This window comes from Staphylococcus sp. GDY8P85P (assembly GCF_017892405.1).
Taxonomy (GTDB): domain Bacteria; phylum Bacillota; class Bacilli; order Staphylococcales; family Staphylococcaceae; genus Staphylococcus; species Staphylococcus borealis.
The window spans coordinates 26,381-40,993 of record NZ_JAESLA010000003.1 but is presented as its reverse complement, the minus strand read 5'-3'; the positions used below and the strand labels follow the sequence as shown (position 1 = coordinate 40,993).

The 14,613-nt window shown below is 30.5% G+C and carries 18 protein-coding genes and 3 pseudogenes; 5 read left to right on the top strand and 16 right to left on the bottom strand.

Annotated elements, in window-relative coordinates:
• Positions 1–29: 29 nt before the first annotated feature.
• Positions 30–1,412, top strand: a complete 1,383-nt coding sequence (locus tag KA828_RS00940; protein WP_210125223.1) for an aspartate kinase — start codon at positions 30–32, stop codon at positions 1,410–1,412.
• 64 nt (positions 1,413–1,476) lie between these two features.
• Here the strand turns inward: KA828_RS00940 and KA828_RS00935 are convergent, their stop codons facing one another.
• On the bottom strand, positions 1,477–2,058 hold the full coding sequence (locus KA828_RS00935; RefSeq protein ID WP_075108756.1) for a hypothetical protein: 582 nt from the start codon (positions 2,056–2,058) through the stop codon (positions 1,477–1,479).
• A gap of 288 nt (positions 2,059–2,346) precedes the next feature.
• Here KA828_RS00935 and KA828_RS00930 point away from each other — a divergent pair, with 288 nt between their 5' ends.
• On the top strand, positions 2,347–3,204 hold the full coding sequence (locus KA828_RS00930; protein WP_210125222.1) for a hypothetical protein: 858 nt from the start codon (positions 2,347–2,349) through the stop codon (positions 3,202–3,204).
• Positions 3,205–3,267: 63 nt separating this feature from the next.
• Here the strand turns inward: KA828_RS00930 and nucI are convergent, their stop codons facing one another.
• Complete coding sequence (nucI, locus tag KA828_RS00925; protein ID WP_075108757.1) at positions 3,268–3,807, bottom strand: thermonuclease NucI; 540 nt, start codon at positions 3,805–3,807, stop codon at positions 3,268–3,270.
• 167 nt (positions 3,808–3,974) lie between these two features.
• Between nucI and KA828_RS00920 the strand changes: the two genes are divergently transcribed.
• Positions 3,975–4,166, top strand: a complete 192-nt coding sequence (locus KA828_RS00920; RefSeq protein WP_210125221.1) for a LapA family protein — start codon at positions 3,975–3,977, stop codon at positions 4,164–4,166.
• A gap of 350 nt (positions 4,167–4,516) precedes the next feature.
• Complete coding sequence (locus KA828_RS00915; RefSeq protein WP_193839390.1) at positions 4,517–4,696, top strand: hypothetical protein; 180 nt, start codon at positions 4,517–4,519, stop codon at positions 4,694–4,696.
• A 160-nt stretch (positions 4,697–4,856) separates the two neighbouring features.
• Here KA828_RS00915 and KA828_RS00910 read toward each other — a convergent pair whose 3' ends face one another.
• The 6 genes from KA828_RS00910 to KA828_RS00885 form a co-directional block, all read right to left on the bottom strand.
• A complete protein-coding gene (locus tag KA828_RS00910; protein WP_210125220.1) occupies positions 4,857–5,459 on the bottom strand; it encodes a response regulator transcription factor in 603 nt (200 codons plus the stop codon).
• Positions 5,456–6,553, bottom strand: coding sequence for a sensor histidine kinase (locus tag KA828_RS00905; protein WP_075108760.1), 1,098 nt, complete (start codon positions 6,551–6,553; stop codon positions 5,456–5,458). Before KA828_RS00905 ends, KA828_RS00910 begins: the two co-directional genes overlap by 4 nt.
• Positions 6,554–7,291, bottom strand: coding sequence for an ABC transporter permease (locus KA828_RS00900; protein WP_075108761.1), 738 nt, complete (start codon positions 7,289–7,291; stop codon positions 6,554–6,556).
• Positions 7,292–7,294: 3 nt separating this feature from the next.
• Positions 7,295–8,161, bottom strand: a complete 867-nt coding sequence (locus KA828_RS00895) for an ABC transporter ATP-binding protein (RefSeq protein WP_075108762.1) — start codon at positions 8,159–8,161, stop codon at positions 7,295–7,297.
• A gap of 271 nt (positions 8,162–8,432) precedes the next feature.
• Positions 8,433–9,914 (bottom strand): cardiolipin synthase, encoded by a 1,482-nt coding sequence (cls, locus tag KA828_RS00890; RefSeq protein WP_075109292.1) that lies wholly within the window; start codon positions 9,912–9,914, stop codon positions 8,433–8,435.
• Between the two features lie 55 nt (positions 9,915–9,969).
• Positions 9,970–10,164: a hypothetical protein gene (locus KA828_RS00885; protein ID WP_075109291.1), complete on the bottom strand. Its 195-nt coding sequence runs from the start codon at positions 10,162–10,164 to the stop codon at positions 9,970–9,972.
• A gap of 209 nt (positions 10,165–10,373) precedes the next feature.
• Between KA828_RS00885 and KA828_RS00880 the strand changes: the two genes are divergently transcribed.
• A complete protein-coding gene (locus KA828_RS00880) occupies positions 10,374–11,399 on the top strand; it encodes a threonine aldolase family protein (protein ID WP_075109290.1) in 1,026 nt (341 codons plus the stop codon).
• Between the two features lie 325 nt (positions 11,400–11,724).
• Here KA828_RS00880 and KA828_RS00875 read toward each other — a convergent pair whose 3' ends face one another.
• From KA828_RS00875 to KA828_RS00850, 8 genes and pseudogenes are all read right to left on the bottom strand, one after another.
• Entirely contained in the window at positions 11,725–11,943 is a 219-nt protein-coding gene (locus KA828_RS00875) for a hypothetical protein (RefSeq protein WP_210125219.1), read from the bottom strand.
• A pseudogene (locus KA828_RS13365) lies at positions 11,931–12,030 on the bottom strand (hypothetical protein); the annotation flags it as partial. The gene KA828_RS00875 and the pseudogene KA828_RS13365, both read right to left, overlap by 13 nt.
• A 74-nt stretch (positions 12,031–12,104) precedes the next feature.
• Positions 12,105–12,344 (bottom strand): hypothetical protein, encoded by a 240-nt coding sequence (locus KA828_RS00870; protein WP_210125218.1) that lies wholly within the window; start codon positions 12,342–12,344, stop codon positions 12,105–12,107.
• Position 12,345: 1 nt separating this feature from the next.
• The gene (locus tag KA828_RS00865) at positions 12,346–12,513 is read right to left on the bottom strand and encodes a hypothetical protein (RefSeq protein WP_210125217.1); all 168 of its coding nucleotides are present in this window, start codon (positions 12,511–12,513) and stop codon (positions 12,346–12,348) included.
• 19 nt (positions 12,514–12,532) lie between these two features.
• Positions 12,533–13,111: a DUF4355 domain-containing protein gene (locus KA828_RS00860; RefSeq protein WP_210125216.1), complete on the bottom strand. Its 579-nt coding sequence runs from the start codon at positions 13,109–13,111 to the stop codon at positions 12,533–12,535.
• Positions 13,102–13,195 (bottom strand): annotated as a pseudogene (locus tag KA828_RS13060) (hypothetical protein); the annotation flags it as partial. The pseudogene KA828_RS13060 and the gene KA828_RS00860, both read right to left, overlap by 10 nt.
• Positions 13,196–13,268: 73 nt before the next feature.
• Positions 13,269–13,460 (bottom strand): hypothetical protein, encoded by a 192-nt coding sequence (locus tag KA828_RS00855; protein ID WP_002439593.1) that lies wholly within the window; start codon positions 13,458–13,460, stop codon positions 13,269–13,271.
• A 5-nt stretch (positions 13,461–13,465) separates the two neighbouring features.
• Positions 13,466–14,530 (bottom strand): annotated as a pseudogene (locus KA828_RS00850) (polymorphic toxin type 50 domain-containing protein); the annotation flags it as partial.
• Positions 14,531–14,613: the final 83 nt, after the last annotated feature.

Genomic DNA, 14,613 nt, shown 5'->3' with positions numbered 1-14,613 from the left:
CTGATTTTTTAGAAAGGTTGATTAGGTATATGAAAGTGGCAAAATTCGGCGGTAGTTCAGTTTCAAATGCAACACAAATTAAAAAAGTCCTAGATATCGTAAATAGTGACCCAGAACGTAAAATTATCATTGTATCTGCACCAGGAAAGCGACACAAAGATGATGTTAAAACGACAGACCTTCTTGTTCGTTTATACGAAAAAGTGCTAAATAACCTTAATTATCAGGATAAAAAGAAAGAAATTATTCAACGATATGCTGATATCTTACAAGAATTGGATATGGATACGTCGTTATTAACTGTAATTGACGAGACATTAGAAGAGATTATTTCAACTTTAAAAGAAGAACCTTTAAGATTATATGATGCACTTCTATCTTGTGGCGAAAATTTTAATGCACAATTAATTGCGTCATATAATGATTCACAAGGTTTTAAAACAACTTATCTTTCACCTAAAGATGCAGGTATTCTAGTAACAGATTTACCACAACAAGCACAAATTTTAGAAGAAGCATATGAACAGATAAGTAAATTAAGAGATATTGAAGGTAAAATTATTATCCCTGGATTCTTTGGTGTATCAAAGAATAACTACGTTGTTACCTTCCCTAGAGGTGGTTCTGACATTACGGGTGCAATTATTGCTAGAGGAATTAGAGCATCTCTTTACGAGAACTTCACTGATGTATCAGGTATTTTCAAAGCGAATCCAAATATTATTCAAAACCCCGATCTCATTGAAGAGATTACCTATCGTGAAATGCGTGAATTGTCTTATGCAGGATTTAGCGTCTTCCATGATGAAGCCTTGCAACCACTTTATAAACATAGAATTCCAGTGGTTATAAAAAATACCAATCGCCCACAAGATAAAGGAACATTTATTCGTCATGATAGAGATGTAAGTGATAAAAATGTCATTATTGGTATTAGTTGTGATAAAGGATTTACTGTAATTAACATTAAAAAATATTTAATGAACAGACAAGTTGGCTTCACTCGTAAGGTACTTGAAATATTAGAAGACTATAATATTTCATTCGACCATATGCCTTCAGGGATTGATAGCATCAGTATCATTCTCCGTACGCATCAATTAAAAGGTAAAGAGAAAGATGTACTCAATGCGATTCGTAAACGTTGTGATGTCGATGAATTAAGTATCGAGCATGATCTAGCCATATTAATGATTGTTGGCGAAGGTATGAATAAAGCGATTGGCACAGCGAACACTATCACGCATGCCTTAGCAGAATCCAATATCAATTTAAAAATGATTAACCAAGGGTCATCAGAAATTTCAATGATGTTTGGTATTTCAATTGAAGATGCAGATAAAGCTGTTTTGTCTACATATAAATATTGTTATCACGGCGTTTGTTTAAAAAACTTAAATAAGCGAGCATAATTAAAAACATCTAGTATTTAAGTAATCATGTTCCTTTACATTTTACTTAAATATTAGATGTTTTTTATGAATGATTATTGGCTAAAGCTTCTTTTATACGTTGCTCACCCACAACTACTTTCAAAATTACAAATTGATAATAGCTTAAAGAGTCTAAAACCATTTTGTAGTTAGGTAATTGATGATAGTTTTGGTTATCTAATAAATCATACATTAATACAATTTCTGGCTTAATATAATCTACGCCCCATGTCAATGAATGAAAGTATATGCTATTCATAGGAATACGAATATTATTATCAAGTCTAAATATCCACTCTTCATTCACCACATCATAAATGAAGATATTTATTAACAATTGTTGGTTAAACGTAATATCTATGTGCGCTATTTCTGGAACACTTAGTTGATTACGATCCATTAACGCATTATTTTTATCATAATAATTTAATTGATATGTGGAAGGAATTACTTTTAGTACTTCGACGAGTTGCTTGCGCTCTACACAAATGTCGACTCTAGAAGGTAGAATAAAATTATCACTTAAAAATAACTGCATTGCGACTTCCCCGTGAAATTTGAATGAAGTACGACATTTATTTTTTAATATTTTAACTAGCTCTTCTACATGTTGTTGATGTTCCATATTACTACCTCCAAAGGAAACGCTTTCATATACTAATTATACATATACTGATTTGAGTTTTCAATTTACGAATTGTGAAGTATTGTTAAAAATGATGTTAAAAAAATGATTGATATGACTAATAATTAGATTATTTTTATTAATTTAACAATTTAACTTAATTTATATTTTGTTGAACTACGCAAATATAATAGATATAATTTATATGTTATTTCATATCACTCACATCTTTAAGATTACAATAAATGAGTGATATAAAATGAAAAATTCGAACATAGGTGATGAATTATGACATTAACAATTATCTTGGTTGTTATCATCGTTATTCTTATTTTAGCGTTCATCTTAAATCAACGTTATATGCAAGATAGAGTTGATACAGAAGTTTACGCGAGAAATCAGATGGTAACAAAGAATGCGTCGCTTAGTAATGAAAATTTAGAACTCAAAAATCAAATGCTTAGTTCTAATAATGACGTAAGCTCACATGCTAAACGAAACGCAAAGCACGTTTTAACTGGCATACTTGATAAGTATAAAGACGAAGGAAAGTTAAAATTCTATGATATTATAACGACAAGTAATTTAGCTACTAAGCATCCTTTCTTTGAATATGCTAGAACGTTTGATTATATCGTCGTTTCAGATGTTGGTTTAATCAATATTGATGTCAAAAACTGGAAACAAAAGACATTTTATCACTTTGATGCACCAGTTGACGATGATATGCAAATCGACACAACTGATGTCAATCAAATTGTTGGTCATTATGTTAGCAAACAATATCATAGTCAGTTCGATTCACCACGAAGTGAGATTTATACTTTCATCGAAAAAATCCAAAGTAACCGTGTCATTTATGAATTTTATGATCATGATCCATATGAACAGGCAGCAATTAATTCTAAAATTCTAAAAGACGGTATTGAAAATCACTTTAACCATAAAGTACAAAGTATCGGTGTCGTTTACTTTAGTGATGGTAGTGTCAATATCATTGAAGGTTCAGATGAAAGTGCTCAATATGTGGATACTGTTTCGACTAAGTCATCTCTTGAAGCGGTAATCAAAAATGCAATTGATTTATCTAAGCATCCGCTTTCTGAAGAACAGGTGACTAAAATTGTAAATAGCTTTAATAATTAATGCATTAAACAAGCGATTGACATTCCATCTTTTTACAGATACACGTGTCAATCGCTTAAATTTTTAACTCCATAAGTTCACTTTATCTTTTTTAGCTTGTTGTTCGCCTTGTTCGAATATATGACGATATTTGCCATTTGGTGAGAAATACTTTTCACGTGCTAATCCTTTTTTTACTAATTCTTCGTTGTACATCGTGTTATCATTCAACCACACATACGCCAGAGTTCGTCCATAACGATCCTCTTTTTCTTTATCATATTCTAAGTATACATCTTTTCCGTTTAGATGTTGTTTACTATAATTTGACGCTTCTTTACCATAAGGTTGAACTGGTGTGTTAGGTTTTACTGTTTCTGGTGTATCTACACCAATAAGCCTAACTTTAATTTCTTTGCCGTCTTCATTAGTTGCCACAAAGGTATCACCATCTACCACACGTTCTACATGTACTTTTTCTTTATCTTTCATATTAGTAGAATTTGATGAAGATTGCGTGCCACTATTTTTAAATGGACCTGTATGATTAATAAATTGAAAAGCTAAAACGCCTATTACTAAAACTGCTAATACTATGGTGCTAAGGGATTTTTTCGAATTCACAGTTGTCACCTACACTTTTAATTTCAATAATAAATATCATATATAAATTAAAATTAATCGTCAATGGCTTCTTAATTTTATTGAACAAAGTTAGACTCAACCTTACACGCAATAAGTGAATTGTTGAGTCATACCATGCTATAATAAATGCGTTAGGAGTGACATAGATGTCTGAGAAAAATGAAAATTTAGTGACAGTTATAACTGTTATCATAGCTATTATTGTCGGGGTGATTCTTCAAATCGTCTATAAATTACCTATTATTGTATCTGTCGTAGTAGCGATATTATTAGGCGTGTTAGTAGGATTTATTGCTTATATTATTCAATCGATCGTACGTAAAAGAAAAAACAAATAATAACAACAATGACAACACTATTATTTTTAAGGTGACGTATCATATTTGAAATGGCTAATTAAATTGAGAAAGTTGTTATATTCGTTTTTCTCAACTTTAGTTATCATTTCGAGCATGGTACAACAATGAATCGCATAAAACATTTTAGAAGTAAAGCTAATTGGGAGCGAGACTATGAATTAAAATTAAATTCTGTCTAACTCCCACATTTTTTTATATTTAAGGTTAATTTTTAAAATTAGTGGTATGTATAAGAAATACCTTAATTGTATAAAATTAATTATAAAAATGGATGGATTTTTAAGTAGCTACAAAAGCCTCATCATCAAATCAATTAGCGAGGTGTCATTATGGAAATTATAGACGTCATTATAGATCATCACGGTCTAATATATAAAGTTCAAACACAAAATGGCAATGTATTCGAGCATACCTTGTCAAAAGACACCCCTCCAGATAAAGTAGCGCAAGTGTTACGTTTATTAGCTACTCATGTCGACAATTTAGAAAAGCAAGAAAAGAATAAGTAATATATTTAAAATGTCGCGCTCAACTTCAACGTACGCGATTTTTTGTAAACAAAATGCAGAACATAAAATCATCTGTTTTCGGTTACTGAAGTATAGTAACCTAAACACAGTTTTATGTTCTGCACTTTTATGCAGTCTATTTGATGAAATTAATCCAATACTATATCCAACCTTTATCGTTCGCTTTTTTCCAAGCATCAAAACGATTCTCCGCTTCGAGCTTATCAATAATGTTAGACATATAATTTCTTACTGTCCCATTTGAAAGATAAAGCTTATCCGCAATTTCTTTATTACTTAACCCTTCTCCAATCTCACGTAGTATTACTTGCTCTTTATGCGTTAGAGGATTGGCCTCTTTAAATAAAGATGTCATTAAAGATGTACTATATTCTTTTTCGTCATTTAAAACTTTGTGAATGGTGGTAACTAAATCGTCGACTGAGCGTTCTTTTAAGACATATGCGTCGACATCGTTCGCAACTGCTCTTTCGAAATAACCAGGCCTTTTGAAAGTCGTAACAATAATTACCTTCGTTTTAACTTTGTGTTCTCTTAATTGCGACAATACCTCTAAGCCTGTCATCCCTGGTATTTCAATATCGAGAATAGCGATGTCGGGCTGATTATGCGTAATGCATTCCAATGCATCAACACCATTATCAAAATCATTGATTACTTTTAAATCATCATGAAATTCAATTAATTGTATCATTGCTTTACGTAACATATTTTGATCTTCTGCAATCACGATTGAAATCATTGTATACCTTCTCTCGGAATCATTATATCGATGGTCGTACCCTGTTTAGAAGTGATATGAATAGTACCGTTTAATAACGCTACCCTATCATTAATACTTTTTAAATTCACTTTATTAGGTTGTTTCAAACCTATACCATTATCACTGATGGTGAATTGAATACCTATGTCATTACTTTCAATTTTACCGTTAATTTCAGTGGCTTGTGCATGCTTAATCACATTGTTAACTGCTTCTCTAAGTATCATAGATAATATGGTTTGTTTAGTTGGATTAAGAGAACTCGCGCCTCTTTTATTATCAAAATGAAAGTGAATATTCGCATCCTGTAATATTTGCGCTATTGATTGAATTTCCTCTTCAAAACTTTGTACTTTTAAATTTTCGATAATGTGCCTTACTTTCTTCAATGTTTCTTTCGACATTTCATTTATATTTAAAATTTCTTTCTTAGCGGCTTGAGGATCTTTATCAATCAGTTTCGCTGCTAACTCTGATTTCACACTTAAACTTGCAAATACATGACCTAATGTATCATGCAAATCTTGACCGATTCTGTTGCGTTCTTGCTCTGCAATTAAAATATTAATATATTTATTCTTTTCCTCAATTTGTTGACGATATTGTCTTTCTTTCACAATTTTAAAATTACCAAACAATATCGCTAAAATGACAATATAATATATAATAATACTCACAACATATAAGTGATTGGAATGTATAGTTGTGATGATGATACAAGCAATCATTGAACTTATTAATAAAACAAATTCGATTGATTTAATCCCTTTTTTAAATAAAAATGGTATTGCAAAAGCACTGAAGAAGAAAAATAAGCTCAATGACGGATTATATGCATATACAAAATAGATAATCGCTAAAAAGTGAATAATGAACAAAATTAAGTTCATTCGGTGGCTCAATGTTTCATGAAATAGAATTAACCCTGCATATGCAATCGTAAAAATGATGACTATACAAAGATTAATGAAAAAGCTTTCATGTCTCCACGTTAAATATAAACCATAATAAGGAAATATTAAGTAAATTAAAGATGAAATTTCTCCCATTTTAGCGCCTAAACTACGTTTCATTTAATCCACCTCTTTCTTCTTATTAATTAATAATGCAATACCTAAAAAAATAATGCTATAAATACCTAAAATAAGGAACGATTGAAGATTAAAGCCATGACCTTTACCTAGTTCAAGTGCCAAATGACGTAAATGATACGTTGGTGTTAACTTAGTAATGGTTTGCATCCAATCTGGAAACGTACTTACTGGGAACCATAAACCGCCAATAATCGCTAAAACAATATTAAGTAAATTTGCTATACTACTCGCTTTCTGTGTTTCATTAAATTGCGTAATAATTAAACCTAAAGTTAGAAACATGCTAGCACCTAACCATAGTGTTACACCAGATAAGATCCATTCACTTGGTTTAAGTGATACACCTTTATAGAAATGGGCCACACTATATAAAAGTACAATTGAAATAAAAAATAAAGTCATTGTTTTAAGTATTTTAGCTAAATAATAATTTAGTGCAGTGATGGGTGTAGATATTATTTTTTTATACCATCCATTATTCCTTTCATCTATAATTTCTAATGGAAATTGCATTAAACAGAAGCCCATTAAACTAAATACAGTCATACTATACATATATTCTTTATAAAAAACTTTTTTTGCATCTTCTGGCATATCAATTAAAGATGTAAATAGTAAGTAGAACGCAAGCGGAAAAACAAATGCCATAAATGACGAAAATTTACGTCGCAACAATAATTTATATTCAAAATTGAGTAAAGTCATTGTCTTTAACATAAGCTATTGCACCACACTTTCTTCATTTGAAAACATATGTTCCAGTAAAGATTTCTTATAAATTGTAATTTGGTTTAAATCTATTTGGATTTTAATTAAGTTCATAATGACTGACTCAACATTTTCTGAATGTATTTTTAAATTATTATTCATAATATCTATATGGTATATTTCTGAAAGTTGATGATATTGGTCTTCTGTATATTTCATGACTTCAATAATAGAATTATTTTGACTAAACAAGATATTTTGCGGTGTATCATTAAGCTTAACCTTACCGTGCTCTATATACACAACTTTGTCAGCCATCCTTTCGACTTCTTCAATATAATGAGACGTATACAATATGGTCATTCCATCTTGTTTGAGATAACTAATCAAATTCCAAAAATGTTCCCTCGTTTCAATATCCATTGAAGTGGTTGGTTCATCTAATATTAAGAATTGAGGCTTTCCTATTAAAATGAGTACAAAATCTAATATTCTTCTTTGCCCTCCTGATAATTTATTAGCATATTGATTCATTTGGACATCCGTAAAATGCGTTAATCTTTGAAACGTTTCAAATGTCATGGGATTTGGATATAATTGTGCATATAAATGATATAACTCTTTCACTTTAATGAGCTTAGGCAAATGTGTAGTTTGAAATAATATCCCCATATTCTTCGACGAAATTAGATTTGATGTATCCTCAATAGATCCACTATTCGCATGTTTATGACCAATTAGTATATCAATTAATGTTGACTTGCCTGCGCCATTTTTTCCGATTAAAGCTGTACATTTTCCTTCTTCGATATTTAAAGTAATGTTATCTAATATAGTCTTCAGGCCAAACGATTTATTCAATTGGTTGATATTTATCATTACGAACTCACATCCTTATCATTTATACATCTATCTTATTCTTTTATCGAAGCTGAAATTAGTTCATAATGTCATGACTTTACTATGACATTTGTCATAGTAAAATCATGACAAAATAGCAAAAAAGATTAAGCAACTCAGTGTCGCTTAATCTCATAAATAGCTTAATCCATTAGATTTAATAGAGAAACAAAATGTCTTCTCCATTTAACCGGCAATGACCGACAAGTAATCTTATTAGATTAGTTTGTGTATGTTCTTATTCTGAATACTATAATATTGGTGATACTAATTTTGCTATATCTTCTTTTATTTTAATTGAAAGTGGACGTTTATTATATGCGTCTAATGTTAATAATTTAGATTTTTTAATATCTTCTTCATAAGCAGTTCTAATTTGTTTGGCGATATTTTCATCATAGATAAATGCATTCACTTCAAAATTTAATGCGAAACTACGATAGTCCATGTTAGCGGAACCAACACTGCATATTTCATCATCAATTATCATAACTTTAGAGTGGATAAAACCATTTTGATACGTATAAATTTTCACACCACTATTTAATAGTTCAGCAGCATTTGAAAACGTCGCCCAATATACGAATGGATGATCTGGTTTACATGGAATCATTAAATGTACATCTACGCCAGCATTCGCCGCCATTTTCAGTGCATTGATATAGGATTGATCTGGAATAAAGTAAGGACTTTGCATATAAATAGATTTTTTGGCGCTCATAATCATTTTAGTATAGCCGTACTCTATTTGATGTAACTCAAAAGCAGGTCCACTTGAAGCAATTTGTATAGCTGATTTACCTTTATGCTGATTCTTTGCAGGGAAATATTTCTCATCATATTCAAATTGTGGACGATGTGCTTGTGAATTCCAATCTAAAATAAAACGTATTTGTAATGCATCGATGGCATTACCTTCAACACGAATATGCGTATCTCTCCAGTACCCTAACTTACCAAGTCCTAAATAATCATCACCAATATTAAATCCTCCGATGTATCCTACTTGTCCATCAATAATTATAATCTTTCTATGATTCCGGTTATTCATTCTAAAATTGACAAGTGGGAACTTAGAGGCAAAAAAGGCTTCAACTTCGCCACCTAGTGATTGGAAATGATGAAATTTTGACATTCTTACTTTCTTAGAACCCACATCATCATATAATATTTTAACTTCCAAACCTTCTTTAAGTTTTGTTTCTAATGCATCTATTATACGATGACCTAAGCCATCAAGTTCAAATGTATAATATTCTAAATGAATGTAGTCTTTCGCATTATAAATATCTTCAATCACTTTGTCGTAAAGCTTGTGGCCATCCGTAAATAAATCAATATGATTTTCTTCTGTTAGAAATGCATCTTGCTTGTTTAATAACATTCTAATAAGATCCCTATGTTTCGTTACTTGCTGATTATGAGTTTGATAACGATATGCATCGAATTGTTTAACTTGTTCATCTACTAGATCTTTAAATGTATCCAATTCTTTACCATTATTTTTCTCCATTTTCCTTTTTGAAACTGTTCTTCCAAAAAATAAATAGAGTATAAACCCGATTAATGGTAAAACAAATAATACAAAGAGCCATGCCCATGTTGATGATGCACTACGTCTATTTCTTTCTAAAAAAATGATAATAAATGCTAATATTAGATTTATCACAAATCCTAGTGCTAATATAATCGTAAAAAACGTCCCCAAATCTGGGCCGAACATAAATTTCATAAAATAATACTCCTATTTAATTTTATAATTTGGATTTATCTATTCAATCAATATATTACTTGGCATTTAATATTATAATTGCGTTAAGTACTTCTTCATTATTGGGGAATTTACGTTCTTCTACTTTATCAATCGAAATATTTAAAACTTCATATTGGCTACCTTCATCACTTTCAAGATAAACATTAATCTCTTTTTCTAGCTCATCCAGAGTTTTTTCTTGAATTTTTTTAAATTTGATTTTGCTCATTTTATAACACTCCATTTCAACTTATTTGTTTAAATCATAGTCTTTTTACATTTAAATCGCAAATAAATTTACACTTCACCTTTTTAATTAAAACGCTTACAATTTTATATTTAAAATATTAAATTCACATAAGTGCTAAATTATTGTATACTAAAGTCATTCTATTAAATTTTCAGAATAATTAAACTATTTAGATTGCGGGGTATTATATGATTTCTTTTGAAAATGACTACCTTGAAGGTGCACATGAAAACGTATTACAACGATTACTTGATACCAATTTAATCCAGGCCTCTGGTTATGGTGATGATCAATTTTCAAAGCAAGCAGCAGAAAAAATTAAATCAGCCATTAAGTGTCCAGAAGCGACTGTACGATTCTTAGTTGGCGGTACGCAAACCAATCAAGTTGTGATTAATTCCGTATTAGAGCCATATGAAGGTGTAATTTCAGCGGATACAGGTCATGTCGCCGTACACGAGGGAGGTGCGATTGAATTTAGTGGTCATAAAGTGTTAGCAATACCATCTCATGAAGGTAAAATCAGACCAAAAGAAGTGAATGAATATTTAGATACATTTTACAATGATTTCAAACGCGAACACATGGTTTTTCCTGGAATGGTCTATATTTCGCATCCGACAGAATACGGTACTTTATATACTAAAGAGGAATTGAAAAATCTTTCCGATGTATGCAAAGAACATCAAGTACCACTATTTATGGACGGTGCACGTTTAGGTTATGGCTTAATGAGTGATCAAAGTGATTTGACTTTTGAAGATATTGCTAAATACTGCGATATCTTTTATATAGGTGGTACTAAAATAGGTGCGCTATGTGGTGAAGCCATCGTGTTCACTAAAAACAATGAACCAAAACACTTTACCACTCGAATCAAACAACATGGTGCATTACTTGCTAAAGGTCGCTTAGTAGGCGTACAATTTCTGGAATTATTCACTAATAATTTATATTTAGATATTAGCCGTCATGCCATCAATATGGCTAATAAAATGAAAAAAGGATTCCTTGAAAAAGGCTATCAACTCTACTTCGATTCACCTACCAATCAACAATTCTTCGTGCTAAGTGAAGAAAAGATTAATGAATTGAAACAAAAAGTGAAGTTCGCGATTTGGGAGAAATATGACGATAATCATCGTGTCGTACGATTTGCGACAAGTTGGGCTACTACCGAAGAAAATGTAGATAAGTTATTAGAGTTAATTTGATAATAGAGAAACAGGACTTCCTGAAAAGGAAATCCTGTTTTTTAATGTAGCTTATAATAAATACCGGCTATAATTACAATTAATCCAAAGAGTGCTATAATTTTTTCTTTTTTAGATGGCTCTCGTTTTTCTATAGTGACTATAATATTAAATTCCACTTTTTTATTCTCCTTATAAAAGTTTAAGCAATCATGTTAATCACATTCACTACCACGTTAACATTGAATTTTAAGTGGGAGTGGGACAGAATTCTTTTAAATTCGTCGTCCCACCCCCGTAAGGATGACTAGAACTGAGAAAAGCTTGATTTAAGCGCCTTCTCAGTTCAGTCAGCTACTGCGAATTTGCTAGATAGCATTATTATATTATTTATGTCCCAGACTGCATCAGATTTTCTTCTTTCTCTAGCTAGACGGTCTTTAATCATTTGAGATACTTCTTCTTGGGAAAATGTTTTCTCATTATGTTGGGCTTGTTCATTAGGTGTTTCCAAATTCTCATTGCTTTTTGCTTCTTCAGTAATATTACTTTGATTGTTTTCCATGAGATATACCTTCGTTTATAGTCTGTCGACTTTTCATTCCATACTTGCTTTTATAACGTCATCAGCACGTTTTGGACAAAAAAATAACCTTCAGTGGAAGGTTAAAAAAGTGTATAAAAATAGCACCACTTTCTATTTATATAGGTTGAAAGGATGCTAAATTAATACCAAGCTATTTTATAATTAGTAGGAAAATAATCTTCTTTAATAGCTATAAAAGCTTTATTACGATAATTTAAGCTATTAAATTTTAATTCTAAGTTAGATAATTTAAAACTTTCAACTTTACTATTAGTTTTTTTTACAACAATTTCACCTGTTCCATTTTCAATCAAACATTCTGGAATATATTCGTATTTTATAAGATCTTTGTTTTCAAAAACTTTATGTAGACTTAACATTTTAAGACTCCTTTTTTATAAATGTTTCATAGTTATATTTGGAGTTAACTTTATTATGAGTAAAATCGTAACTATAATTGTACTTGTTCATCAAGTAATGTTCAAGAGCCTCATGGTGCAATAGTATTATATCTTGTTCTTTTAAAATTACATTTTCTTCTGCTACCATATTTTTAACCTCCATTTAGTTAAGAAAATAAATTTATATTTTGTGCAATTGCCTTTTGCCGTTGCACATCATCTTTAATTGACAAAATATCTTGCTTTGTCATACCAGTTGTTTGAGTATTAATTGGTGCATTTTGTCGTAATGCTTTCTCAACGTTACTTTTAACCATTTGATTTAATAAGTTAGTAAATGATTCAACATTTTTCTTTGTTGTTTCTGCATCGGAATTCACTAATACATTTATGATTTGATCATCAAAGTTTTCTACACCTGATTCGCTAAGCATTGAACGCGTTTCATTTCTCATTTGAGATAATGCCTTCTCAGCTTTTAATGCTTCATTCTCTTTCAAAAGTTTTTCTATCTCATATTGACTTTTTTGGTCTTTATTCATCTTGGCCAGTTTTTCAGCTTCTTGAATAGCGTCTTTAATACGCTCATCAGATTTTCTTCTTTCTCTAGCTAGACGATCTTTAATCATTTGAGATACTTCTTCTTGGGAAAATGTTTTCTCATTTTGTTGGGCTTGTTCATTAGGTGTTTCTAAATTCTCATTGCTTTTTGTTTCTTCAGTAATATTACTTTGGTTGTTTTCCATGAGATATACCTCCGTTTATAGTCTGTCGACTTTTTATTCCATACTTGCTTTTATAACGTCATCAGCACGTTTTGGACATAAAAAATAACCTTCCGTAGAAGGTTAAAAAAGTGTATAAAAATAGCACCACTTTCTATTTATTTTAGAAAGGATGCTTTCAATTTAAAACAATAGATTTAATTTTATTCTCTGTTATATCGTATAAAATACTACCTGTATCTATTTCTATTGAATTAAATCCATCAAAATTATCATATTTATCATCAAAACCTGTCACTTTTCCAACTAATACTTTATTATTAGTAAGAGTTAATTTGACAATTTTTCCTAAGTAATATTGTAAATTCAAATTAATCACTCCTTTTTAATGTAAGGTACCACATGAAAACCAGTTTTAGAATAATGAACTTTACCTAATTTTGTTTCAATATATTTATCATTTACATAAGATTTGCCTATTATCTTGTTGTAGTTAATAATCTGTTTATTTCTAAATTTCCCCTCATCATCAAATAATACAGGAAAATTAATAAATTCTTTTTTAGTTATTTTTTCAATCTCCTTAGGATCCAGTGTAATATAACTTGGCAAGATAGAAGAATTATATTTCTTATTATCGTATGCTTTTGTATTTAAAATATGGCGTTCTTGCTTTTCGTTATTCAATTCTATCTTTATTTTACCATTATCTATCATTTCGAGCATTTCTTTTTTTGCTTTTTCTTGTAATTTTTCTTTTACTAATTCTTTATCCTCAACTCGATATTTACCTTTACGCTCAATAAAGAATTTATCCCGCCAGTTTCCCACATGCGGTACTGTAGTACTTCTGCACCAAGGGTGCATTGGCGGAGCATTTACACCAGGTGTCATATCTTTTATTTTAAATACTTTGTCATTTAAAGAGTGACAAATTTTAGATGTTTTCTTGTCTATTTTAGCCACATATTTATATTCGCCATCTTCACCTAATTCTTTTAGATAAGTTAGCTTCTGTGACTCAGCCTGAACACGTGCTGATTCAGTAACTAATAATCTACTAGCATTATAAGTAGTGGAATGTGTTTGCTTTTTAAACTCAGATACGTACTCATTAGGATGTCTACCTCTAAGCAACACATTACTCGTTGTTCTTTCCACTTCTTTTTGAACTACAGCCATATCTTGCCATAATCTAGTTGACCAGTTCACGCCCTTGAAGTTACTATTCACAACTGCTTTCACTTCAGTATCATCAATTTTTACATGTTCACCAAGAATGTGTGCCTGTCTTTCAACTTCTCTATCCACTGCCTCAACTAACTTATTTTCTAGCTTATCTTGAATATCCAAAGTAGAATCTTTGACTATCAAATCTAATTGTTGCTTTAATAATTTTTCTCTAGATACTTTCATAGTCAAGTTATACAGTTTGAGTGCTTTGAATGAAAAGTATAGTCATGTAACTAAAAAAATGAATGATGATGCTAAAATAACTTTGAGAAATATATTAAGAATGTTTT

Coding starts and splice junctions, on each gene's coding strand:
- KA828_RS00940 (WP_210125223.1), top strand. CDS start 30: ATGAAAGTGGCAAAATTCGGCGGTAGTTCAGTTTCAAATGCAACACAA.
- KA828_RS00935 (WP_075108756.1), bottom strand. CDS start 2,058: ATGGAACATCAACAACATGTAGAAGAGCTAGTTAAAATATTAAAAAAT.
- KA828_RS00930 (WP_210125222.1), top strand. CDS start 2,347: ATGACATTAACAATTATCTTGGTTGTTATCATCGTTATTCTTATTTTA.
- KA828_RS00920 (WP_210125221.1), top strand. CDS start 3,975: ATGTCTGAGAAAAATGAAAATTTAGTGACAGTTATAACTGTTATCATA.
- KA828_RS00915 (WP_193839390.1), top strand. CDS start 4,517: ATGGAAATTATAGACGTCATTATAGATCATCACGGTCTAATATATAAA.
- KA828_RS00910 (WP_210125220.1), bottom strand. CDS start 5,459: ATGATTTCAATCGTGATTGCAGAAGATCAAAATATGTTACGTAAAGCA.
- KA828_RS00905 (WP_075108760.1), bottom strand. CDS start 6,553: ATGAAACGTAGTTTAGGCGCTAAAATGGGAGAAATTTCATCTTTAATT.
- KA828_RS00900 (WP_075108761.1), bottom strand. CDS start 7,291: ATGTTAAAGACAATGACTTTACTCAATTTTGAATATAAATTATTGTTG.
- KA828_RS00895 (WP_075108762.1), bottom strand. CDS start 8,161: ATGATAAATATCAACCAATTGAATAAATCGTTTGGCCTGAAGACTATA.
- cls (WP_075109292.1), bottom strand. CDS start 9,914: ATGAAATTTATGTTCGGCCCAGATTTGGGGACGTTTTTTACGATTATA.
- KA828_RS00885 (WP_075109291.1), bottom strand. CDS start 10,164: ATGAGCAAAATCAAATTTAAAAAAATTCAAGAAAAAACTCTGGATGAG.
- KA828_RS00880 (WP_075109290.1), top strand. CDS start 10,374: ATGATTTCTTTTGAAAATGACTACCTTGAAGGTGCACATGAAAACGTA.
- KA828_RS00875 (WP_210125219.1), bottom strand. CDS start 11,943: ATGGAAAACAATCAAAGTAATATTACTGAAGAAGCAAAAAGCAATGAG.
- KA828_RS00870 (WP_210125218.1), bottom strand. CDS start 12,344: ATGTTAAGTCTACATAAAGTTTTTGAAAACAAAGATCTTATAAAATAC.
- KA828_RS00865 (WP_210125217.1), bottom strand. CDS start 12,513: ATGGTAGCAGAAGAAAATGTAATTTTAAAAGAACAAGATATAATACTA.
- KA828_RS00860 (WP_210125216.1), bottom strand. CDS start 13,111: ATGGAAAACAACCAAAGTAATATTACTGAAGAAACAAAAAGCAATGAG.